We start from the raw sequence: 24916 nt of genomic DNA, 5'->3' as shown, positions 1-24916 counted from the left end.
GGGAGGAGCAAACCATGAGCCTCAGGTACCACATTGAAGTGTCAAAAGTCTAACACCCTTATTCGCGAAGTTACGAGGAATCAAAGCACTTCAATTCAACGGAGCATGGAGAACTAGAGTCCCTCGATCCCCCTAGGGAGAAGAAAAATGAGTTTGGCTTATCGTCTCAGACTGCGGCAATCCGAAACACGGGTCCTTGAAGCCCGAGATGGCATCAGCACGCGCTTGGAACTTTTGGAAGTGCTACCTGCCGTCGAGATGGCCCGACTGCTGCGGCAAGCTCTCCAGCAACGCGGCTTCGTTGAACAGCCTGATGGAACCATGCGACGCCGGCAAGGTCAAGGGGTGATCACAGTCGACCCCTCTGACGGAACAGTCACCGTGACGGTGCAAGAGGAGCAGGAGGTTACACACACTCAAGAGAAGAATGTGCCTGTGTATGCGGATGCATCTCCCCAAAAAGTGCGGAAGGCAGAAATGGAATTGTTGCGAGAGCAGCTTGCGAAACGATTCGCCGAAACCCAAGAGGACCTGCAGAGAAGCGTCGCCGATGAATGTGAACGCATCCTGCAGAAAATCGAAAGCGAATTGGACGCTGTTGTCAATCAAGTGATGCGGGAGGCGATCAAAATCAAAGCCCGTCAAATGGGCGAGATTCGCGAAATCCACGAAGATACGACTACGGGCGAGTTGACGATTAAACTGGAAGTGTGAATTTGCGCTTAGCAGATTGCATCACTTGATTCTCTCTCGCGGGAGGCGGAAAGCGGAACCCTAACGTGAGTGTACTTGAGGAAAACAGAAGAGGATATTCCAGTACGGATTATGAGCACCTTTATCCCGGAAAGCGAATTACCCAAACAACTGACCGTCGAGCAGGCGGTAGAAGCGGCTTACGTCCGCGAGCTAGCTCAAGCCGAGGATCGACTCAAGCGTGGCCTCCCGGTTCTCATTGAATGCGACAAGGAGGTCACGCCCTATCTCTTCATGTGCCTACGCGATCGCCTCCGTCAGGTCCGATTGCCCTGCTTGTATTTGGATGGACGACCGGGAAGAGCCGGCGGTGAACAGAGCGGAGGGATGCAACCCTCGAGCTTGACCGCCCTGATGATCCAACAACTCCGCGAGGCGGTCCGAGGTGCCGTCGAGCGCCGGGTCATTGTTTTGCCTCACCTCGATTTGCTCACCACCACCCAAGGAGGGCTTACCAACGATGCCCGTGAAGTGATCCCTTTGCTCTATGAAAACCCAGAGATCGTCTGGCTCGGATTCAAAGACCCGTCCTTTCCCATTCCGAAAGTGATCGAAAATCTCTTCCCCGTGCACATTACCATATTGGGGGTGCCGCGGGATCGTTTACGGTATTTGGTGACCCAAGCAGAAAGCCGCAAATTCGGCCGCCAGTTTTCCCAATGGCTGCTGTACAAGTACGTATCGGGCGTCAATGCGGTACGATTGCGGAAACTTCTCTCCACCTTGCAGGGCCAAGATTATCCTTCCGATCCCCGACCGGTGTTGGCACAATTGCGGCAGGCCACACTCGGACCGAGCATGGAAATCCCTGACGTCGATTTGGACCGTGATATCGGGGGCTACGAACGAGTCAAACGCCGCCTGAAAGCGGAGATCCTCGATATTCTTGCCCGGAGAGATCAGACGCACGACCCCACGGAAATCGCCCGCCTTGAAGAGCTGATCCCCCGCGGCATGATCTTTTGGGGACCGCCAGGAACGGGCAAAACCTTCTTTGCAAAGGCGATCGCCGCCAGCATCGGTGCTGCCATCATCATCGTCTCTGGACCCGAATTGAAGTCCAAATGGGTCGGGGAAAGTGAGGAAAACCTCCGCCGCATCTTCCGCCAGGCCCGCCAATCTGCCCCGGCGATCATCGTCTTCGATGAGATCGACTCATTCGCCACAGCACGCGGAACCTACACGGGCAGCGGCGTCGAACACTCGATGGTCAATCAACTCCTCACGGAAATGGACGGCTTTCACAAAGACGAACTCGTCTTCGTCGTGGGAACGACCAACTTCGTAGAGTCCTTGGACCCCGCTTTGCTTCGGCCCGGACGTTTCGAGTATCACCTGCACATACCCTATCCCGACGAACAAGATCGGCGAGCGATCCTAGCTATTTATAACTCCAAAATGCAACTCGCGATGACCGAGGAAGCCCTGGATTATGCGGTGCGGAGAACCGGTGAAAATTACATGACGGCTACAGGAACCCCCTTCAGCGGGGACCACCTGAACGCCCTGTGTCGGGCCGTGGCGCGCCTGCGTCTCAGGGAAAACATCACTGGACCTACGACACCCCAACTCATCGAACGCGGATTGACGGAGTTTGAAGATCGCCTGACTCTCCGCGAACAGGATGCCATCGTCGTCGCCACCCATGAAGCCGGCCACTTCCTGGTGGCTATTTTCTGCCCTCACCATCCGCCCCCCGAAAAGGTAACCATCCAAAGCGATGTCCCTTGGGCGCCGTTTTTCACCCAATACAAACAAGACAAGCACAAAATCGGACACATGCGCTCGGAATTGCTCGATATCCTGTGCGTCCTTTACGGCGGCATTGAGGCGGAGCGGCTCCTCCTCGGCGATGTCTCGACCGGTGCTAGCGGCTTCGGCGATCCCCGCTCAGACCTGGCCCGCGCCACCGAACTCGCGACCACCCTGGTCGAAGCCTGCGGAATGAGCGAATTACCCGCACCTCTACGGACCTTCCGGGATCAGCAAGGACGCAGAAACATTCTCTCCGGTACTATGGCCGAAGCCATTGACCGCCAGATCAACAATCTCTTGGCTCAAGCGCAAGCGCGAGCGGCAGCCATTCTCACGCAATACAAAGACGAATTGTTGGCAATCCGGGCCGAATTGCTGGAGAAAAAAACCATCGAAGGAGAACGTGTGCGGCAAATTATCGAAGAACTCCGGAAACGCTATCCGGGAGAAGGGAAAGCCCAACCTCATTTGGCGGCAGAGTCCTGTGAGCCTCTGCCAGAGATGCGGGAGATCTCGGTTTCCTACTCCCCCTAAACTATCCCAGCCTGTTTCCCCGTGGACTGAGGAGTCTGCCCAATGGCTCAGTTGATCATCCAACTCCGCCGCAATCCCCAAACCGGCAAACACGACATCCTCGTCAAATTGCATTCCGATCCGGACGCTTTGCCGCTGGAACACGAACGTTTGCATCGGGAGCAAGTGGCGAAATTGTTAGGGCGCGATCCCACAGACCTTGGAGAGTTGATCATCACCCGCGAGAGTGAACAGGTATCTGCGCCGACATCTGTTCCAGAACCACTCCCACGCCAACCGATAGCTCAGAAGCACTAGCTCATACTCATCATACATAGGCTGGATTGGCCCCTGAGGCGGCGTATCTTCTTATGGTGCAAAGGATCCATTACAACTTAACTATAAATCTGTTCTTCCATGTGCCCATAAGGATGGAGTATCAATTTGAGATTGATTAGTCAATGAAGATCTGCATTTTTGAGGTGTCTCTATGATCTTGGATTTTCCTCATATAAGTGTGCTGCAGCTAGTATTACAAGGCGGTATAGTGCCTCTGGAAATCATGACAAGACCCGCGCGTTTTTCCTACGGGGAAGATGGCCATGTGTTTCTAGAGTGTGACCAAGATTTGCCGAATGAGACGGTCGAGCTGCTCGACACTTTGGGGATATACCGGAGTTCTCGACACCCTACGGGACAGGTATTTTCTGCCCACTGTTGGTATCAGGCTATACCATTGGATAAAAATACAAATCCGGGTGGACAGGGAGCTGAGAGAATCGGCAATGTGATATTTGAGATCAAAGACGAAGAAAACCTGAGAGTGGTAGTTGAGGAAATACTACGTCTCGAAAATGACCGCATGGCATTGCTCTGCTATCGTCAAGTATTTAGCGATGAATTTATTGCTCTACTTCATGTCAATCAGCCGCCATATTACACACTGTTGAAAGCTTTAGAGTCAGACATCATTTCCCAAAGGAAATCCATTTTTGCATACTATGAACAAACTCCTCGTTGTTGGGTGGAATTTGGTTGGAAGTATCCCTTAGCGCAACGCATTTCCGTTCCAGAAAATCGCCGCCTGTTCATCCGCGCACCGCACCATTGGGAATTCTATGACGATGCTCCATTCCAAAATATCTATCAATCTTTGGATATCCTGATTCCCTTAGAACGCTGCCTATGGCAAGCGCAAGATCAAGTGTCCAAAATCCCTATCCCGTTACGGCTTATCCCAAGTGATCCCTCTCGTGTTGAACCTTCCTTATGGTTGATACCGGCGCAGCATCAACACGACTTTGAGAAGTGGCTGCGCGGGGCGAAAGAAGATATCCTCAATCGTTTGAGCTTCGCTGTTGCTGAGACGCCAGGCAAGGAAAAAGTGAAATGGATTATTCTGTATGCGGAGACACATGGAGATACCCAGCCGCCACCAATATTGGACCTCGATATGGCTTACCCCTATGTAACCCATCCTTTGGTCCGGAACATATATTTGCCGCGAGGTTATGCCTTACACCCTCCTCTGCGCAGTGAAACCCTCCAGCGATTGCTTGTGGCAGATGCTGAACAAATTGTTTGGCTCCGCCCCTTAGACAATCATGCATTTCAACCCTGTGTATTGTCGCTCGGTGCATTCCGGCGTCTTAGCGAATGGATCGATTACATCATAACCCAACACCGTGTCGCTCTGGAAGAATGGGTGGATGCCACCGTATTTGATTGGCCCTCGGATATACAGCAGGCAGGGGTCACGCCGGGACCTGATGATGGAGGATCCCCTTCCGCTTCTCCTTCACCCTCTGCTTCCTCAGATGAAGAAGCTCGTCCGTACGATCAACACGTCGGGAATAAACCGACAACCGGGGATAGCCAGAGAAAGACATCATCATCTTCACCGGAAAGTAGCAAAACGCCAACAGCCCCAAAAACCGAGGCGCAACAACCGGCTGATATGGCATTGCCGCACAATACATCGTTCAGGGAGTTAGAACAGCGTTTTTTACAGGTGCCGGGAAGCCGACTGGACGATCCGGAGCGTGTTCGGCTGTGGCCAGAGTTGGCTCGGGCATACATTCAAGCTTCTTGTTTGGACCAATCGACTCTGTGTTGGCTCCATGCTCTCTGGCATTGTGAACCGGCAAATATGTTTCCCCTTGTCGAAGGATGGTTTAAATCCGAATGGCAAGGCCAGCCTATACCTTCTGTGAAAGAATGGAAGAAGGTACTCAACAATCGCTTATTCACCCGCCGTGTTGTTCAGCGTCTCCTCGCCAGCTTCATGTATTGGACTTTACGGTATCCGGAACATTCTACGGCAGATTTCTTACAAGCGTTTCAGCGATTTTTGGAGGAAAATCAGGAGTTGATGCCGTTACGGGGACAGTGGTTGGCTTATCGCCTTTTGAGTCAAAAGCTTAATAATCCTCTCCTGTTATCTCGGTGTGCGGATCATATGCTAAAGAGACTCTATAATGATCCGTCGGTTGCACTCTGCGATTTGCCACAGTTCCTCCTTTGTGGGAGTTTGCAGTATCAACAAGCGCTACAAGGATTCAAAGAGATATTAAATAATTTACTCAATGATGTAATTCAGTGGATCAGTTCATCATCTTCTGGTGGTGAGAGCAGATATCTCCCATATGCTTACTATTTGTTTGCGTATCTTGCGGCTCGACTTGGAATGTCTTCTGAATGTAACACATGGTTAGAAACGGCAGGAAAAGAGTTGAGGCAAGTATTTACAAATAAAGAAGCGATTAGTTATGACATAGGACAATTATATGTTTCTATAATTGATAAATCTTATAAACATCGCATCAATGAGGCAATTAGTAAATTGCCACCTACATCGAAATTACCTCCCGACATACGTCAAATTATTGATGAACTTAGATCAGAATGTGAGCAACTGCCAACAGAATTGGTTGTCTCTCGCATGGCATATTACGTTGTGAATCGCTTGCTGCAAAAATCGGAGTTACTCGAGCCGCTGATACAAGAGGACGCAATCTTAGTTTACTTGAGGGAAACATATGATGACTCAAGTATGATGGGATATTTGTATTCGCTTCGGCAAACTCTCGCCCATATATATTCGGCGGAGTCATCGGATTTATTGTGGTTGTGGTCAGATTTCATCGATAAACTCGGGAAGTTATTTAACGAATTCTCTGTAAGCAAGAACTCTACGGATTATCGGCAAGAAGTCAGTGAACTGGGAAGCATATATACCCGTGCCTTTCACTTTGTCGGATTGTATGGTCAGCAAAGGTGGATTGATGATCTGTTAAACGTATTGTGTAAGCATGTAGATATTCTACGCCACTGTGATGAAGATGGTGTGCCATTGGCTCTCATGTTACTCAGCGAATTAGTACCTGTTGCCCTATACTTGGAGCGTATCTGTCATAATTCGGAAGTCATCATGTATATTCGTCACGAGTTACGACCTTGGAGTTATTGGCATGACGAGAAGCCAGAATCTCCTCGACTCACCGAAGCGCTAATACGAGTGCGCATCAGCGCTTCAGTAGCATGCATGACGGGAGATGTGCAGCGGCGTGAGACAGAGTTGGAAAGATTGCATAAATATATTCTGAATTTAAAACCAGGTATTCAAGGTAATATCGAGAAAAATAGTTATGTGAGAGTGGTGGTAAATTATATTAAGAGCATAAGCTGTCTAGGAGACAATTTGGCAATAAGTTATATACATCGCTACTTCAAGGATTGTACGCGTGGGAACATTCACATTTCAGATAGTTTTAGCTCGGATGAATACATATCTCTGGATTACATACAGATTACAGAGTCTATTAAATATGCTTTAGATGTTATATTAGGTGGTAATTCGATATTGATAAATGATAGAGGTAAATTGATGACTGATTGGCAAATTGAAAATGAATATCTTCTGCGGAGACGAATCATTAATGATATCAAAGAGGTCTGCACCAGTGTGACCCAATAATGCGCAAAACAGCAATCATCTTACAGTAGGCAGCGATTGGCTGACTGTCTCATTATTTGGCGGTTTGCGGTGACAAGGGAGAAGTCTTGTTGGAAGGCGGCCTAGGATGTTCCCTTCAAGAGTCCTATGTTTTCTCTATTTTTCAGATCGATGATCGCCAATTCAGCTGATGCGTGAGATGAACAATTCTATCGGCAGGGGTGGATAATTCGAGCTAGACTGACAGTATGGGAATTCTCTGTTTTCCGCACCTTGGAATCGTGCAGTTCGCCGTAGACCGCGGCCTTGTCCCTCCCGAATGGTCCAAGCGGGCCGTGGAGTGGGCTGTGGATCAGGAAGGCCGGGTGTGGTTGCTGTTCCCTGTACTGCCTTCCCATAAGGTGTTGGAAGACTTAGCCTCTTTTGGGGTGTCATGGCAAAAGGAGATACCACCCCTGCGGTTTTCCCGGAGTCTATGTTGGGCGGCAATTCTCCCTTTGGAACGATGCCACGAAGCATGTGGTACTCAGACGGTCCTTATCTGCATTCCGGCAGCAAGGATGGCGGAGTTGGCCCGAAGCCGCTTTTTCTTGGAAAGCTACTTGCAGATTATCCACGTTGATTCCATTTCGCGGCTCGTGTGGGGGTTGCTTTCTCCGGTATCTCCTCATCTTCTCGAATTGTGGCAATGCAGGACGGGGTTACGCGCCTACCGCGAACAAGCGCCGAAGCGGTGGGTGGAATGGGGATATCGGCATCCCTTGATCGATCACATTCCAGTTCCTCGGCAAGGCCTGTGTGTCATTGACTCCTCCCGAAAAGTTCGCCATCTGGAAATTGTAGCGCCACTCCCTGTTCTAGAGCCAACCATTTCTCAGGAGTTGAAAGGCGAGGTGACGATCCTTCAGGCTGTTTCCCGTGTTCAGAGCTTCCATCATGTCGTTCCCTTACGCTTGCGTTGGTCGGAAACAAAGGACGAGAGGCATGATCCAACGTTGTGGTATATCCCGGCAGATGTGGTGACACAATTCTGGCAGCAGTGTCAGCACATGGATCAGGGAACGTTGAGTCAAATCAAGGTGGCTTGCGTTCAAAGAGGCCATGCTCATGGATGGCTGATTTGGGATAACTCGGGAACAATGGGCGTCGTTACACGGTTGCCGGAAGGTACGGAGGCCTACGTCGCCGATCCAGAAATCCCGTTGCTTTTTTGGCCCGTGGGTTGGCAGTGGCGGCCGGTGCTCGGAGTGGCTGAACGGAGGCGGCGAGCGGGGGTTTGCGACAATGCCATGACTTGGGTGGAAAGGTGCTCTGATGGGACCTCCCGCTGCCACCAAGTGCCAGTTGGGGACTTTCAGCCGATTTCTTCATGGGTGGAGTATGTTGTTCCCCCCTCCATCCATATGAGAGTGATCCATGAGGAAGAGAATGAAGAGACACCTACGTGGACCGTTACTAACTCTGACTCCAAGGTGTCACCTGAGAGGAAGGAAGCAACTTCTCTTCTACCACTGCCTCGCTTGTTACCTTCAACTCACCGATGGGCGCCTTTGCCCGCTCAGTCAGCGCCAGGAGGCTTGACATTCTGGCGGCGAATGTGGGCCCAGATTGGACGATATTTGCGGGAGCTTTTGAAAGCAAGCTGGAAGAAACGGCGACGTCGTGTCCAAGATGCGGGTGATCAATGGGCGTCCTCTGCTAACCCCGGAAGCGAATCTGCCTCTCAGGAGGGAAGGGGAGTTGCTCCTGCCCCGATACCACGTCAGGAGGCGCGAGCGTCCGACGTGGCGAGCTGGCGGGCAGGGGGGACGTTGCGGCGGTTAGAGTTGTGCCAATGGTTGCTGACCGCCGAGGAAGCGGGATCGACGATGCGCCTGGCAGAAGGCTGGGCGGAACTAGCTCGGTGGCAGCAATCCTCCGGCCACCTTCAGGATGCAGCATTGTGCTGGCTGATGGCAGTGTGGGAAGGCCGGACTGGTAACCTCCTGCGGTGGTGCGAGTCATGGTGGCTCGTAGAGCTGCGTATGGCTCGTGCTTCTGTGGAGGCTGTGTTCCATCCGACATTCTGGCAGGTAAGACCGGAGGATACCTCATCAGGCAGGTTAGCGGCGGCTTTTCTGGTACGCTTGGCTGTGGAGGGAAAGACGGGGGAAGATGTGCGCCGTCTGTTGCCCTGTCTGATTCGACTCGTGGAAAGGCATGCGGGAGAGATGCCTATGCGTGCCGTTTGGTTGGCCGCATGTGCAGCTTCTCAGTTATGTGAAGGGGATATCCTCCTTCTAGCGCGGTGGTTGGATCAGTTGATGCAGCGCCTGACTCAACAGGGTCACGCTTTAGACGTCGATGTTCCCTCGTTTTTGCGTTTTGTGGGGAACCATGATCCCGAATACCTGAACACCGCGTGTACATGGCTGATCCGCCAAAGGTACCAGATGCTGGACTGGGTAATGCGGCATCCGGCAGGTCCGCTACGTGTGGAGGGACTGGATGGCGAGACGGCAGCAACCGGCCAGATCGCATACCAGATGTGGGCGTGGGGGCTGGCGGCGGTGGGGGAACGGCGTCGTGCCGAGGTATGGGTTACCAACACACGGGGAAGTTGTGAGGGACTGGACAATGAGATGGTGGCGGCTTTGCAATGCGTGGCTGCTGCTTTCCGTTGGCGTATGCAAGAAGTCTGGGAGGGAGGGCCGCCTCAGCCCCTCTTGCCGGCGGATTGGTGGGCACAGCGGCAAAGCCTTTCCCCCATCGCGCGCTACGCGGTGGATCGACTCTGCGAGCATTCCCGCATCCTGGACCCCTTCCGGCTCTCACGACCGCTGCGCTCTTGGGAGCTGGCTCCCTTGCGTGGTGATGATCCGATAGGGGAACGCTTGGCTGTGCTCCTAGAGCGAACGAACGCCGGGGGAGTGACATCTGAGGCAGAAGAACTGTTGCGCATGTGCGAGCAGTCCAGCGATAGCCTGCGAACTTGCCGCATCCTCATTGCGCTCTGCGAATTGGCAGCACTATTTCCCGCCGCCATTTTAGAACGGATGCTGAGACTGGTGCCAAAGGCCTGGGAAACTTTGCCCGCTGCTTGGCCGGATGCCGGCGAAAGCCGGATCGTTCGCCTGACCTATCTACGCCGGGATGAAGTGCAATGTCGGATGATAGAGAATCTGGCACGAGCTATGGTACGCTGGCCGGAAGGCATGGCGGGGCCTTTCCTAGCGGAACTGTGGCGGCAAGCGCAACCTTATCTGCTGGATGTGGTTCCCGTAATGGGCAGTGTCATTTTTCTGTTGGCCGATGTGTTCCGGCGATTCCGTTTACAAAGGGAACTGGAAGAGTTGGCCGAAAGGTGCGAGCATTTCCAACCGCCGGAGACTTCCTCCACTTGGGAACACCGCTTAGCCACGGCCACGGTGTGGGCAGCATTGGAGGAGACAGACAGGAGCGATCCTCTTCTCGATGCCGCGAGGGACTATCTATTTTTGCCGGCAAATGATGACTCAGAATTGAGGGCGCGGGAGTATATGCAGGCTGCCTATAGCTATGCGACGGCTCTGGCGTTCCTATCCACCCGCCGCCTCGGACGGTATGAGGAACTCTTCCAGCGCTTGCGACCCTTGCCTGTGCACGGTTCCACCAATCGCTTCTGGACTCTGCAACCTCTTCGTCTCGTGGATATCGTGGTGCGAGGTGTTCTTGGCGATGGGTATCGGCTGACTCCCCAGGTCCAGCGATGGCTCGGCGCCCAGGACATGCGCTTCCGTCAGCGAGTGGTTCAGGATTTACAGCACTATCTGCATGCCGAAAAGGAACGCAAGGTCTCCTTGGATCCATGAAGGGGTATTACCGCGACGCTGAGTCGTAACGAGCCGCGGTAGGGAAGCCAACGCGTCGGCGGCGTTGCTGTTGCTTATCGATGTCCATGACAGACGAGGAAACCAGTCGGGGTAGAGTTCACGGAACAAGCCGGGAAACGAGAGCCGGCCGCAGAAGTTAGTGGTGTGGGATTATGGGGCGTGAAGAGGGTAGCGTGGCGGTAGGCTGCCGCGATTTGTAAGATAAAGTTGATTGTCGGGATGAATGACCTGCCTTATGTGAGCGGATCGCAGTCCCACTCCCTGAGAATCCGCGCTCCCACTTGCTGCCTGAATGTTCTTCAACGGCAGTTTTCGGATTGGACGCTGTCGAGCTAAGGTAAGGGATTCCGGTCATGAGCATTGAGCATCCATCGGGTCGGGCTAGTCGAGTCATGGCGGCCTTGGTCCTCCTGGTCGGGGGGTTAGGGTTCCTTGTGGCTGGGAAGGTTCAAGCCGTCATCACGCGCCTGACTCCGCTCGCGGAAGTTCTGGAGACGGAACGCTACATCTTTGTCGCCAAGGTGACTCGTGTGGATGCTGGTAAACCTGCGGTAGTGTTTCAAGTGGTACGGCTCCTGAAGGGCGAGCCGCCCTTCCAACAGTTGGCAGTAAATATGAGCGGGGATGAGGAAGCGAAGAAAGCCAACGATACGCAAACGATCTTGGACCGTTTGGATGCTCGCCGGCAGGTAGTGTTTTTCGCTAGCAAGCGCGGCAAGCGGTATCAGGCCATGGCGTTTGTGGAGGGAAGCTGGTTTTCACTCCAGGGGTTTGAAGACGAATCCGGCAAAACGGTTCGCTGGGCTTTTCTGCACGGGGAGCCTTATCTCCGCCGAACTTTTGCCGGCAGTAGTGCCGAATTGATCCGTATCATCGAGGACGGGTTGGCGCGGCGTGCCGTCCCCCCTAAGCCGGATGAGAAAGCAAAACCTGGCTATGGGCCTCCTGCATCGGAGGATAAGCCGCCTCAGTCACCGGCTGATGGTAATTCGCCGAAACCGAAGATGTCCCGCCACTACAGTCGGGGAAAGACACTATGGGGTGTTATTCCCTCGTTTGTGTTGGTCGGCCCGTTGGCAATCATCGCCGCGGTTTTCCCGGGGGTATTCGCTCGCCTGGCTATTGCTTGGAAGCGCTGGCGTGCCTTTTTGACCGTGGCTAGTCTCAATAGCACCTTGGCTCTAGTCCATTATTTCTTGCAAAACTATCTGCCGCAGGGATGGTGGTGGGGCTTGCAGGCGTTGACAGTGTATTTGTTGGGGATCACCCTACTGGGCTTAATCTGGGCGGGTATTCGCTATCGCCGATTGGCCAATGCCGATCCTTCGGTCACGGCGCCGCCATCGCGCGCTGAAGTGCTAAGTCTTGTTGGTGTGAGCGTTTTCGCGGGAATATGTGTCGCGCTGACGATGGGGTGGGCTGATTTACGCACAGCAGTGACACCCCCGATGCGGGAATTCACCTGCATTGGGCTTGCCGTCGTTGCGGCGTTGCTTTACGCCCTCTACCGGCGAGGAACTGCGTGGTGGGAGGGCAACAGTGGCTTAGGGACAGAGCGGAGGCTCAGCTTATCGGGGGAGTCCGTGGCCATGGGAACTCTGGCGGCCTGCCTGCTCGTGGCGTTGGTCTGGCAATCATCCTCGGTTCCGGGCCAATGGACGGTTGTGACAGAAAGTGGCGGTGGCACAACGGTGGTAGGCCCACGTTTCATTCAGGCCGAGGCCTTAGAAGCCTACGAACAGGACGGTGATCAACGGCTGGCTCTACGCGGGCAAGTGCTAAGCCGAGTGGTGGTCGATCAGGGACGGCTCTACTTCGGGATCATGGAAGCAGGGCTGAGCGGTGGGGGACGTATTGTTTGCATGGATAGTGCAGATGGAAAAGTGCTTTGGAGTTACGACGGAGAGGACAAACCCCTTTTGCCGGTATACTGCACTCCCGTGGTGGCTAACGGTGTGGTGTATTGCGGGGAAGGGCTGCATGAGCATAGCGGCTGCCGCCTCTTTGCTTTGGATGCGCTCACGGGTCAACCCCGGTGGGCGCAACCTTTCCGCACCACCAGTCACACGGAGGGTACGCCGGTGGTAAGCCAGGACATGGTTATTTTCCCAGCGGGCGATGACGGAGTTTACGCCGTCACTGCTGTGGATGGCCGCGTTCGTTGGCACGTCGCGGGCGGATTGGAAAACGGCTTGCATGTTGATGGTGCTCCCGCTGTTTCGGGCGGCCGGCTATACCTGGGGAGCGGATTGTACTCCACGGCGGCGATTTGCCTCGATGTGGCCACAGGAAAACAACTCTGGCGCACCGATCTGAAGCTCCGCTCCTTCGCCGCGCCGTTGGTTTTGGATCAGCGAGTGTACTACGGGGTGGGGACGGGGAATCTGGGAGCCGATACTCACGAGTACCCGGAGGAGAAAGGCCAACGTCGGGAAGAAAAGCCAAGTGGAGCGGTGGTCTGTCTGGATGCTGCCAGTGGTGCTGAGGTTTGGCGCACGGAATTGCCACGAGGGGTTCATACGGCCTTGGCTGGAGACGCTTTCCATGTCTACGCTGCGTGCCGGGATGGCTCGATCTATGCTATCGATCGGCACAGCGGTGAGCAGAAGTGGCGAGTAAGTATTGGAGGGTCTGTGACCAGTCAGCCCGCAGTGGCCAAGCTGGGCGGCCTTCCCCTGGCGGTGTATGCAGTCAGCCGAGAGGGATTGGCCGTCTGCCTTCATCCGCAGACCGGGCAGGTCATCTGGCAAAAACCCTTGCCAGGGTTTCTATGGGATGGCCAGGAAACTTCGGGAGTCCTAGGGGGACCCACCATTGTGCAAGAATTGTTGCCTCAAGGAAGCCGGCGCACAATTTACATCGGTGCCATGACCGTGGACCCAAATAATCCTAATCGGCGTCAGGTGGCGGTATTTCGGCTGATTGATGAAATCTTGGACCCGTGAGGCTTCAAAATGGCCAAGGTCCTGGATGCCCCCCATTGCTGAGGAAGGTGACACATCCGAGCATCAGTAGCAGAACGATAAAAATCACCAAGAGGAAAGTCCCGGTCAGTCGCAGCAAGTCCCAGACAAACTCTCGTTCGCTCCCCTCCGATGGCAGAGTCGTGGGCCGCACTACCGGCGAAGCCGGAGGAGAATTCCATTCTTCCTCTTGAAGCAACTGTTCCTGGATCACATTGCGAAAGCGGCGCCGGATGGCGGGTGGCAAATCATCCCACCAATGTTGCTGGGCGTTGCCCGAATCCCGACCGTTGCGCATAACCATGTGGGGGAACCTCGTGTGGGTCGCTCGGCACCTGATGTTTCTGTAGCGGGTCTGCCGAACATCACTCTATAGGCAGTATATCACTCTGCTGCCGATCCTTCCGCGCTAATTTCCGGGTGAGACGTTCCTAAGGTTATCTCAGGGATTTCGGCATCTCGTACCTCGATCCAGCAAGGCAATTTCCGGTCCCTCTCCTGGCCTTTTCACTTACGATTGGGGATAGGAGGAGGGAAGGGCGGGAATTTGAGGCCGGGAGGAGCACCCGGCCCAGGTAATCTCGCCCCGTAGAGGGTTTCCCAATGCCGCGGAGAGCCTGGCAGCATGATACCTGGCAAACTCACATCGTGAAGTGCTGCCCATTTACGCAATTCCCGGCAGTAATCGGGCCATTTCCCTTCGACAGCAGTCAAGGCCTCCCGTTCCCGAGGCCGCAATTTCGGCCAAAGTTCCTGTTCAATGACGCGCCGGAGCGGTTCACGCAATTCCTCCAGCCGAGCAGGCCCCAGCGGCGGCAGTTTCGGGCGTTCTGTCGGGGGTAGTGAGTTGGAGTAATCGAGGACCGCCAGGGCGAATTCCGGCCACTTTCCGCGGAACGGGGCGGTCACGGCTTGGGCTCGGCCTTTCTCGAAGAAGCGAGCCGCCGGGCCGAGATCGGTGTGGTCCAACACGGGTTGACTCCGAGGCGGAGGAAGCAAAAAGCGCTCATATTTGCGCGAGAGATTGTAAACCTCCCGACCATAACTGAACCACGCTGAACCACCGGCCTGTTCCGCAGTATGGAGGGCAGCCACATAACGCTGCCTTTCGTTGGCGGTCAACCGTTCCTTGCCCGGTTCGTCGAGTTGGAACGCCTGCCGGGCGAACTCCACAACGACTTTGCGGAGTGCCTCATCATGAAAGGGCCACGGGATACGATTGGCGGCAATCTCCTCGGCATGACGGCGGATAAAAGACCAGGACTCACGCCGGTCTGTTTCATGGCGTTTGAGTCGGCGGATCGTCTCGATGCGCTCTTGTGTGGAGAGACTGCGAATGCGTTTCTGCTGCTCCACTGGCAGGGCTTCTAGCCATTGCTGCTCCCGAATCTCGCGGACTCGCTGCAATCGTTGGGCGGTATCGCCCGCTGAAAGAATAAATCGGCGCTGGTCGGGGGCTAAACGGGAGAGCCATAGAGCGTAGGCTTCCAAAATGCGGAGCAGGTATTCTCGTTCTGCAGGATCCTGGGCAAACAACTCGCGGTCCAATTCTCGCAAGGCCGCTTGTCGGTTGGGGGCTAAACGACGGAATTCTTCCACCAGTTGGGCGAATGTAGTGGAGGAAGGTGGCTCGAAGCCCTCCATTTGAGCTGGCGGCCGGCTAATCCCGTGTTCTACCAAGGGATCATCGCCGAAATATTCTGGTTCCGCCAAGCGGAGGAGGAAGGACAGATCATCGACACCAATGTAGTAGGGGAGCATCTCGATGAGCCGGTGATCGGTCAACGATGGCTCGTCGGATGCAGACGGACGAGGAGATGGGGATGGAGCGGATAGCACCCAAGTGAGCAAGCCATAACCGCCCAGCGAACCAAGAGTCAAGCAGAGTGCCGCAATCCAGAGTTGTTTCCACGCAGCAAGCCAACGGGTCGAGGGGAGCAGCAAGGGGCCGGTCGCTGCCATCACGACAGGCTGCGACGTGGAAGGTATGGCTTGACGCACCGCCGCCGCGTCCGATCGAGAAGAAGGGGCAGCAGAACGCAGCGCAGGAACTTTCTCCAGGGTGCGCGTGGTGAAGTCCGGCGAGGCTTCTGGCAGCGGAAGATAGTCCAACAAGTCGTAAGTCTTTTTCAACAGCAAGGCCCGGCGGCGCAATTCGGGATCGGCAGCCAAGCGTTGCTCCATCTGGCGTGCCTCATCCTCGGGCAGCTCGCCATCCAAATAAGCGACCAATTCCTCCTCAAGGGGGTCCTGAGGAGGCTGATCGGAAGGTTGCGGGGGAGGGTGGGGGGATTCCGGCATAACCACCTCAGGGACTCGATGCGGTGTGGGGTGGACCATCCTCGCAAGAGGAGGCCGAGGAACTATCCCCATCTATTTCAATATAACCCTGCAGACACTCCCGTAGCTTCGCTCGTGCCCGGCTCAAAAGGGACTTGACAGCTTTGGTAGTCAGACCCATGACTTGGGCGATGTCGGCATAGTTCATGTCCTCGTATTTGTTGAGGATAATCGCTAGCCTTTGACGTTCGTTGAGAGTGTCCAGTGCCCGGCGGATGACAAGAGCAAGTTCTTCCTGATGCAGGCGGCGTGCGGGAAAGGAAGTCGAGGAGTGGGCATCGGCCAGCGGTTGCTGCGGCTCGTGGCAGAGGGAGCCGGATTCGCTGATCTCCAAGGGCTGGACCGGTCGGCGCTTGCGATCCCGAAGGGCATTGAGAGCCAGATTATTTGCAATCGTGAATAACCAAGTGGAAAACTTGGCCTTTGGAGTATAACGTTTGCGATGGCGATACACGCGGAGGAAGACCTCCTGGGCTAAGTCTTCTGCTTCATCACGGTCTCCCAACAGATGATGCAAAATGGCCACGAGGCGGTGTTGGAAACGTTGGACAAGCTCCGCGAAGGCGGCGGGATCATCATCCCGGACCCGCAGCATGAGGCGAATGTCCGGGTCGCGCAGTGCCATCAGGTTGCTGGTGTGACCTGCAGGCATAGTTACTGTTACCACTTGGCTGTCCGTAGGTCCTCCCGTTCGGAGTATCCTTCACGCCTCGTCGGGTGGGTGGGGGCAGCCTTGAGGGAGTACCACTGTCGGGGGGATGGCAGATACGTCGAGGGATGAAGCGGAAAAGGGAGGGTGATCCCCCGCCGTTGTAGCTACTTGGGGCGCCGGAAAGGTTTGCCGTCGCAACTGCCCGCAGGCGGCGTCGATGTCGGCCCCTCGGCGCTTGCGCACTTTGACACTGATTCCGGCCTGGCGTAAAGTTCGAACCATCTGGCGGATGGCTTCGGGACGGGGCGGACGATAGGGCAAACCTGGAACTTCGTTCCATGGGATGAGGTTGACGTGGGCCTTACGGCCCGCCAAAAGCTGGGTTAGCTCCCGCGCACATCCTGCGGTATCGTTCACCTCTCCTAGCAAAACGTATTCGTAGGTTACTTGCCGGCCCGTCCGCGCGAAGAAGTAGTCGGCTGCCTCCACGATAGCCGCAATCCCCGTTTTCCGATTCGTGGGGACAATCTGATTGCGCAAAGCATCATTGGGCGCATGTAAAGAAACGGCGAGGTGATAGTGCCGTCCGCTATCTGCCAGCCGCCGAATCTTGCTGGGTAATCCTACGGTAGAAATCGTGACATGCCGTTGACTCAAGCCCAGCCCCTGGCGTGGATCACAAGCTATTTCTAATGCTTTCAGCAAATTGTCTAGATTGGCCAGCGGTTCTCCCATTCCCATGACCACAATATGTGTGAGACGCTGACCCGCGCAGGAGTTCAGTCGGAGGAGTTGTTCCAGCATCTCTCCCGTGCTAAGATTGCGTTCCAAGCCGTTAAGCCCGCTAGCACAAAAGACGCAGCCCATACCGCAGCCGACTTGGGTGCTGACGCAAGCAGTGACGCGGTTCTGATCAGGAATCAGTACGCACTCGATCGAACGCTGATCTTTCAATTGCAACAGGAGCTTGTGAGTGCCATCGCTGGAACGGAGATGGAGCAGGGGAATTGCCGTAAACAAGGGGAGATGCTCGTGCAACATCTGGCGTAATCCAGCGGGCAAGTCGGTCATTTCCGCATAGGTTGTCACCCCTCGATGGAACAGATGATGGCGGATCTGCCGGGCACGCCAAGGGGGTTGGCCTCGCTCAACCAACCATTGCTGCAACTCTTCGGGGGACATTTCCACAACAGCCGGACGAGTTTCAGCCGCCGCTTGGCGGGTCGGACGATCATTGTCCAATGATAGACGGTCGCTCTCGAACCATCCCAATGGGGTGGACATAGTCGATTCTCACTCTTTGCCTTGTTCGAGAAAGCTGGATGCCATCCTCGTAAAGGCCAATCGGCAGGTGCAACCCCATCTTCACACTTGGAGAAAATGTGAGTCGTGGGGCGTTGGGTGTGTACCTTGCTCGATTGATGGGCTGGAGATTGCACAACCTACGCTTTCCTGGCTTATTTGACCACTCGCTTCAGGGTAGGACCAGCCCCTCTGCTATCACTATACCGTTTCTTGCTCGATCTGAGCATGTTCAGCAGTCAAGTCCGGTGAGTTCTCCTTTGGGATTCCGGCAGGAAGGCTTGCCCGTTGCGGTGTCTGTGCAATGGTTTTTCCGTGTCCAACAAGTCCCCTCAACTTTCTTCAGAACCAGCCAAAGAGGAGGCGTTGGATGTCGAGGGCGATCACGAAGATCATCAATCCCAAAATGATGGCTAAGCCGATGTACATCGCAATGTGGAAGAGGCGTTCCGGTACAGGACGTCCCAGGATTTTTTCCAAAATGAGGAACACCATGTGTCCTCCGTCGAGGACGGGGATTGGAAGGAAGTTGACCACTGCCAAGTTGACCGAGATCATACCGATGAAGAGGAGGAATTGCCAAAAGTCTTCGCCTGCCACCCGGTAGGAAACATTGGCGATGGTCAGCGGCCCGCTCATCGTTTTCGGGCTGATTCTGCCGGAGGGGGAAATCATACCGTAAAGGCTCATGTACACATACTTGATGAAACGGATGACCCGCCAAGTGCCTAAGCTCAACGCCTCGGCTAGCCCCTCAGCTTTCTGGATGCGATAGTCGCGGGCTAGCAGCAGGCCGCGATCTTCCAGCGGATGTTGCGTATCTGGTCGGGCTTCCAAGCTGACTTCCAGGATGGATTCACCCCGCTGGACGCGCAAGTCGAGGCGGTGGGGCGGCTGGCGCTGGAGGGCGGCATCCACGTAAGCCCACTGATGCGGCTTGAGTTTGTCGAACCACTCCCCAGGACGCAGGTTGCCGTGGTCGTCTAGGGAGTAAAGGCGGGCGGCTAAAATCACATCGTTGGGTTGCAGCACACCACTGGCCGGGGAATCGGGCAGCACCTGGTCCACCATGGTTTCCACCCAATACGCCAGCCCCAGACCTGCCAGAGGGATGGGACTATTGGGCAGACTGATGGTTACCCGGTCGTTGTGATAGGCGGCATCGTAATACAGGGTCAGCTCGACGGGTTTCGCTTCCTGGTGTCCCACGGTGCGCAGGACGGTCAGTCGGACCTGGAGTTTGGCCTCGGCGCCGCGGGCGAGTTGCCGGTCAGCCCATTGCCGCAGCTCATAGGGCAGAAGCAAGGGGTCGAGTTTGCGGACGGTGACGGTGGAATCGGGCGCTTTTTCGTCTCCCGTGGTGAGCCAGGTAGTGGTGCCATCCACTTCAGGCAATTGGATGTGGCGGATGCGGTCGCCGGGTCGTGGGGGCTGATCCTGATGGGCGAGAACTCCCGCTTGGGCTGCGGGTCCTCCTTCGCGCACCGCAGCAATTTCGCCAAAGCGCATGCGCAGTCCTAAATCCGCACGAAAAGCGGGGGGAACGGTAATATCGACCGGCTTCTCTTGGCCATCCGGCTGGGAACGCAAGACGCGGACGACTATGGTTTGTCCTGCCAGAGCCTGCAAGCGGGCGTAGTAGTCTGCAATGTCTGGGCCGCGATCCGGCTCGCGCGTGTCAGGGCGTAAAGGTGTGACTTGGCGGGGGTTTTGGGGATCGCTCATGGCGATGATGCGATCGCCTGGCTCGAAGGGAGGAGTGGCCCGTGCGGCGGCACTGCCCGCGATGACGGGGGGCACGGGGGCTTTACGGAACGACAGCAACTCCGGACGGAAGGGGGGAACGATCCCCAGTTGGGGGAAGCGCGCGCCTTCATCCCGCCGCGGTTCCACCTGATAGGTTTGCTGAGTTCCATCTGGTCGGCGCACAACGAGCTCCACGACTTCGCCAGCCGCGGTGCTCATGACGATGGGCCGCAGATCGTCGAAGAAGGGCCGGTCCCGGCTGGCGATGCGCACGATGTCGTCGTCGGCACGCAAGCCGGCGCGCCAAGCCGCACTACCACTTTCCACCGCTCCTATGGCAGCGGGGATTTCCTTGACTCCATGCAGATAAGCTCCGACAAAACACACCATGCCCAGAAGGACGTTCATGATCACCCCCGCGGAAATGATCAGCATCCGCTGCCCCACACTTTTGTTGCGATAGCTCCGCGGATCGTTGTCTGTTTCTTCGCCGTCCGTAGCCTCCCCTTCACCGACCATTTGCACATACCCTCCCAGAGGAATCATGCCCACTTTGTAAGTGGTCTCTCCCCATTGGAAGGAACAGAAAGGTAGGGCTGGGCCAAAGCCAATGCTGAAGGTGGTGACATGGACATCGCACCATTTGGCCGCCAGGAAATGCCCTAGCTCGTGGATGAATATGACCAACCCCAAGCCGATCACCACTTTGAGCGTGTCGATGGGATCAAGGTAGAGGAAAACGACCGCGATCAGGGCTGCGGTGATCAGGAGCGAGACGGCATGGCGGCGCAACCAAGCAATCGGTCCTTCAGGTGGGGGAGGGGACGCCTCCTGTGGCTGGGGAGAAGAAGCCATAGCCCCCTGGCTTACTTCTTGCAGGGGAGGGCCGGAAGGGTTCAAGGGATCGGGTGCAGGTGAGCGTGTGTCCAACGGCTAACCTCCTGCCGCGCCCAGCGATCGAGGGCCAAGAGCCGATCCAGCGAGGGGCGCGGTTCATACGGGTGGACTTCCAGCACCGCACGGCAGCAGCGCGGGATGTCCAGAAACGCCAGATCACCAGCCAGGAAACGTTCCACAGCGGCTTCATTGGCCGCATTGAGGACGGCTCCGCATGTCCCTCCCCGCTGCGCGGCCTCGTAACCTAACGTCAAGGCGGGGAAAGTTTCCACGTCCGGTGGCTCAAAGTGCAATGGTCCCAACTTCTGCCAGTTGACCCGGCGGGCCGGTCCTGGGGGACGTTCTGGATACAGCAAAGCCGCCTGAATGGGCAAGCGCATATCCGGGGGCGACAGGTGCGCCAGGACCGATCCATCTGCCCATTCTACCAGAGCATGTACCATGGACTCCGGATGAATCAACACCTCAAGACGATCCGCTGGAATGTCGAACAACCAGCGGGCTTCGATAACCTCCAGGGCCTTGTTCATGAGGGTCGCGGAGTCGATGGTGATCTTCGGTCCCATTTGCCACGTGGGATGTTGGAGGGCCTGTTCCGGGGTCACGGCGCGCAACTCCGAGGCCCGCTTGCCGCGAAAGGGGCCGCCGCTGGCCGTCAGAATCAGACGCGCCACATCGCGGCGATCCCGGCCCTCCAGCAGGTGGAATAAGGCGGAATGTTCGCTATCCACTGGCAGCAATCGCGCACCTCGGTTCCGTGCGAGTTCCAAGATCAATGGGCCGGCGACCACGAGGGTTTCCTTGTTTGCCAGAGCCAGCGTTTTCCCGGCTTCCAGAGCGGCCCAGGCGCTGTGCAATCCCGCAGATCCCACAATAGACGCCACAACCATGTCAACGCCAGGGGCACAGGCCAGCTCCACGAGAGCATCAGGGCCGACCCGCAGTTCGGTAGTCGGGGGGAAAGCCTGCCGGTCTACCTGCGGCAACACGGAAGCGTCCGCCAGGACTGCCCAAGTTGGGCGGAATTCCCGGCATTGTTCCGCCAACAACGGCCAGTTACGGTGGGCCGCTAGACCCACCACACGTAACCGGTCGGGAAAATGGCGGACTACCTCCAGCGTGCTGCGGCCTATGGAACCCGTCGAACCCAGCACGACCAGATGGCGGCACCGGGCAGCTTCCGCTGCGGATGTTGGCATACCTTCACCTGAGAGCATAGGCAATCGCAGGAATTGTATGACTCACTCCCGCACTCCAACAAGCCGAAGATGGCAGACGCCCCTGCCACAAACTGCTAAAAAATCGTACAAGTGATCGCGTCCCCTTGATTCACGATGGGTATTGTCCAAATGCAATTCTCCCAGCCACTAGGGACAGGAGTCTCAACCATGAATCCCCAGCAGAGTCATCCTCGAACGTGGCGTTATGGTTTCCTCGTGCGGTCGTATGATCGGCGGTCGTTCTTGCATGCTAGTGTGGCGCTGGGTGGAACTGTGCTACTGGGCAATAGCAGGAGCGGAGCCGAGTCCCAGCCTCCTACACCGGGTTTTGCCTCGCCCCAGCAAGCTATCCAAGCACCGCGGGAGAAAGTCCTCTTTGTGGCCTGTACCTATGCCAATACCGGCATAGACCAGCCGGATTATCTTGCTGTGGTCGATGTCGACCCATCGTCTCGCAATTACGGCCAAGTGGTTCACCGTCTCTCCATGCCTCAACGAGGAGATGAATTGCACCATTATGGCTGGAATATCTGCTCCTCTTGCCACGGTAAACCCGGCGATCGGCGATACCTGATTGTTCCAGGGTTCCGCTCCAGTCGCATCCACGTCATTGATGCCAAGGATCCTTACCAACTCCGGCTGCACAAAGTCATCGAACCGGAGGAGGTTGCAAAGGCGGCCAATCTGTCCGCACCTCACACAGTGCATTGCCTGCCCAGCGGCGAAATCATGATCTCCATGCTGGGGGACGCTCAGGGGAATGGCCCCGGAGGTTTTCTCCTGTTGGATGATCAATTCCGCATCAAAGGCCGTTGGGAGAAAGAAGCAGCGGGGATGCAGTTCAACTACGATTTCTGGTATCAACCGCGGCAGAATGTCATGGTTTCGACTGAATGGGCGGCGCCGAAAACCTTCGCACCGGGACCGCGTTTGGAAGATGTCGCAGCCGGAAAATACGGTCGCCGCATCCACTTCTGGGATTGGAAACAACGCCGCCTGATCCAGTCGGTAGACTTAGGGGAAGGCTCCATACCCCTGGAAGTCCGTTTCGCTCACGAGCCGGACAAGGACTACGGTTATGTGGGGGCGGCTTTGAGCAGCGTGGTCTGGCATTTTGCTCGTGGTGCGAAGGGTACCTGGCAAGCCCGTCCTGTGATCCGCCTTGATCCCGTGAAAAAAGCGGATTTTCCAGGCGGCCAAGTACCAGCCTTGATTAGCGACATCCTCATATCGATGGACGATAAATACCTCTACGTTTCCACTTGGCTGCACGGTCGGGTCCTGCAATATGACATCCGCGAACCGGCCCAGCCGAAACTGGTGGGGACCGTCACACTCGGCGGTTTGATTGAGCCGCCTCGGCGCCTGCGCGGCAAGGAATTGACCGGCGGACCCCAAATGTTACAGCTCAGCCTGGATGGACGGCGGCTCTACGTCACCAACTCGCTCTATAGCACCTGGGACAATGCCTTCTACCCCCAAATGGCGAAGCAAGGGTCCTGGTTGGTCCAAATCGATTGCGATACGGAACGAGGAGGTATGCGATTGAATGAGAACTTTCTCGTTGATTTTGGCAAGGAACCGGCCGGACCGGTCCGCGCCCATGAAATTCGCTATCCGGGGGGCGATTGCAGCAGCGACATTTTCTCGTGACGGCCCCGGCTGCGTGGCGGAGGAAGAAGCGAAAATATGCCTGGATCATAGGCTCCGGAGAGCCAGAAATTACATCGGAGAAAGGACCAGATTCTCCACGATCATAGCCACCGCATTGCCTCCGCCTAGGCACAGCGCGGCCAAACCATAACGTTTGCGATATCGCTGGAGGGCATATAGCAGGGTCGTCAGGATGCGCGCCCCGCTGGCGCCGATCGGGTGGCCCAAAGCAATGGCTCCGCCGTGAACATTCACCCGGCTTTCATCCCAACCGTCGGATTGCAGGTGCTGCCCGCAGGCAAGCATCTGAGCGGCAAAGGCCTCATTGAGTTCAATCAAATCGATGTCCTGTAAGGCTAACCCTGCTTTGGCACAGACACGACGGATAGCTGCCACAGGAGCCAGAAACAATTCGCGCGGCGGTGTGCCGCTCATGGCTTGAGCGACGATCCGGGCCAGCGGTCGGACGGAAGAGTGAACGCGGACATACTCTTCTGAAGCTACCACCACAGCAGCCGCCCCATCGGACAATTGCGAAGCATTCCCCGCGGTGACACTGCCATCGGCGCGGAAAACCGGCCGCAAGCGGGCCAGATTCTCCAACGATGCATCCGGACGGATGCCTTCGTCCTGTCGCACGGGTTCCTGGCGATTCCCACTAATAGGCACCGGCACCACTTCTGCTTCAAAGTAACCCTTGGCCCAAGCCTGGGCCGCACGCTGATGGCTCTGCACGGCGAAGCGGTCCTGTTCAGCACGACTGATCTGGCAGAGTTGAGCGACGTGCTCGGCGGCGGCGCCCATCGGCCAGTTTTCAAACGGGCACCACAGGCCATCATGAAGCAGGGCATCGACAAGTTGCTGATGGCCGTACTTGTATCCCCGTCGAACTTGAGGCAGTAGAAAGGGGGCCTGGCTCATGCTTTCCATGCCGCCAGCGACAATGAGGTGAGCTTCCCCCGCTCGAATGCTTTGGGCCGCCAACATGACCGCCTTCAGTCCCGAACCGCATACCATATTCGTCGTGTGGGCTGGGACAGTCTCGGCAAGGCCAGCACGAAGTGCCGCCTGACGAGCAGGGGCCTGCCCACTGCCGGCCTGCACCACCTGCCCCATAATGACCTCGTCCACATCGGCGGCTGCTACATTGGCTCTGCGCAAGGCCTCGGCAATGACCAATGCGCCAAGCTGGGGAGCGCTATGGTCGGCCAAACTGCCCAGGAACTTGCCAATAGGCGTCCGCACCGCAGAAAGCAGATAGACTTCCATTGCGGAAACCTTTCAGAGCGTCCCATTATGATCGCCGTTGCTGGCTT

The 24916-nt window shown here is 56.1% G+C and carries 14 protein-coding genes and 1 pseudogene; 8 read left to right on the top strand and 7 right to left on the bottom strand.

The genetic code is table 11. The features are described from left to right. Nucleotides 1–147 precede the first annotated feature (147 nt). The 7 genes and pseudogenes from H0921_RS02840 to H0921_RS02815 all read left to right on the top strand — a co-directional run bounded on the left by H0921_RS02840 (nt 148) and on the right by H0921_RS02815 (nt 13772). Nucleotides 148–714, top strand: coding sequence for a hypothetical protein (locus H0921_RS02840; protein WP_194536490.1), 567 nt, complete (start codon nt 148–150; stop codon nt 712–714). 111 nt (nt 715–825) lie between these two features. Next, on the top strand, nt 826–3042 hold the full coding sequence (locus tag H0921_RS02835) for an AAA family ATPase (protein ID WP_194536489.1): 2217 nt from the start codon (nt 826–828) through the stop codon (nt 3040–3042). 42 nt (nt 3043–3084) lie between these two features. Continuing rightward, a complete protein-coding gene (locus H0921_RS02830; RefSeq protein ID WP_194536488.1) occupies nt 3085–3339 on the top strand; it encodes a hypothetical protein in 255 nt (84 codons plus the stop codon). 172 nt (nt 3340–3511) lie between these two features. Then, complete coding sequence (locus H0921_RS02825) at nt 3512–6997, top strand: hypothetical protein (RefSeq protein ID WP_194536487.1); 3486 nt, start codon at nt 3512–3514, stop codon at nt 6995–6997. Between the two features lie 227 nt (nt 6998–7224). Then, nucleotides 7225–8352: pseudogene (locus H0921_RS18460) on the top strand (hypothetical protein); the annotation flags it as partial. 408 nt (nt 8353–8760) lie between these two features. Beyond that, the gene (locus H0921_RS02820) at nt 8761–10806 is read left to right on the top strand and encodes a hypothetical protein (RefSeq protein WP_194536486.1); all 2046 of its coding nucleotides are present in this window, start codon (nt 8761–8763) and stop codon (nt 10804–10806) included. Between the two features lie 374 nt (nt 10807–11180). Further along, a complete protein-coding gene (locus H0921_RS02815) occupies nt 11181–13772 on the top strand; it encodes a PQQ-like beta-propeller repeat protein (protein ID WP_194536485.1) in 2592 nt (863 codons plus the stop codon). A 4-nt stretch (nt 13773–13776) separates the two neighbouring features. On the opposite strand, the gene H0921_RS02810 is transcribed toward H0921_RS02815, so the two are convergent. The 6 genes from H0921_RS02810 to H0921_RS02785 all read right to left on the bottom strand — a co-directional run bounded on the left by H0921_RS02810 (nt 13777) and on the right by H0921_RS02785 (nt 21926). Next, the gene (locus tag H0921_RS02810; RefSeq protein WP_194536484.1) at nt 13777–14094 is read right to left on the bottom strand and encodes a hypothetical protein; all 318 of its coding nucleotides are present in this window, start codon (nt 14092–14094) and stop codon (nt 13777–13779) included. Nucleotides 14095–14297: 203 nt separating this feature from the next. After that, nucleotides 14298–16091, bottom strand: a complete 1794-nt coding sequence (locus H0921_RS02805) for an anti-sigma factor family protein (protein WP_194536483.1) — start codon at nt 16089–16091, stop codon at nt 14298–14300. 7 nt (nt 16092–16098) lie between these two features. Continuing rightward, complete coding sequence (locus H0921_RS02800) at nt 16099–16782, bottom strand: RNA polymerase sigma factor (protein WP_194536482.1); 684 nt, start codon at nt 16780–16782, stop codon at nt 16099–16101. 51 nt (nt 16783–16833) lie between these two features. Then, nucleotides 16834–18066, bottom strand: a complete 1233-nt coding sequence (gene rlmN, locus H0921_RS02795) for a 23S rRNA (adenine(2503)-C(2))-methyltransferase RlmN (RefSeq protein WP_194536481.1) — start codon at nt 18064–18066, stop codon at nt 16834–16836. A 360-nt stretch (nt 18067–18426) separates the two neighbouring features. Next, nucleotides 18427–20760 (bottom strand): site-2 protease family protein, encoded by a 2334-nt coding sequence (locus H0921_RS02790; protein WP_194536480.1) that lies wholly within the window; start codon nt 20758–20760, stop codon nt 18427–18429. After that, nucleotides 20727–21926 (bottom strand): 1-deoxy-D-xylulose-5-phosphate reductoisomerase, encoded by a 1200-nt coding sequence (locus H0921_RS02785; protein WP_194536479.1) that lies wholly within the window; start codon nt 21924–21926, stop codon nt 20727–20729. The genes H0921_RS02790 and H0921_RS02785 overlap by 34 nt, the downstream gene beginning before the upstream one ends. 189 nt (nt 21927–22115) lie before the next feature. On the opposite strand from H0921_RS02785, the gene H0921_RS02780 reads away from it, so the two are divergent. Beyond that, nucleotides 22116–23600 (top strand): selenium-binding family protein, encoded by a 1485-nt coding sequence (locus H0921_RS02780; RefSeq protein WP_194536478.1) that lies wholly within the window; start codon nt 22116–22118, stop codon nt 23598–23600. A gap of 69 nt (nt 23601–23669) precedes the next feature. Here the strand turns inward: H0921_RS02780 and H0921_RS02775 are convergent, their stop codons facing one another. Further along, the gene (locus tag H0921_RS02775) at nt 23670–24869 is read right to left on the bottom strand and encodes an acetyl-CoA C-acetyltransferase (protein WP_194536477.1); all 1200 of its coding nucleotides are present in this window, start codon (nt 24867–24869) and stop codon (nt 23670–23672) included. Between the last annotated feature and the right edge of the window lie 47 nt (nt 24870–24916).

It is taken from the genome of Thermogemmata fonticola (assembly GCF_013694095.1).
In the GTDB taxonomy this organism is placed as follows: Bacteria; Planctomycetota; Planctomycetia; order Gemmatales; family Gemmataceae; genus Thermogemmata; species Thermogemmata fonticola.
Note: the sequence above shows the minus strand (reverse complement) of the source record. Positions and strands in the feature narration are given on the sequence as shown.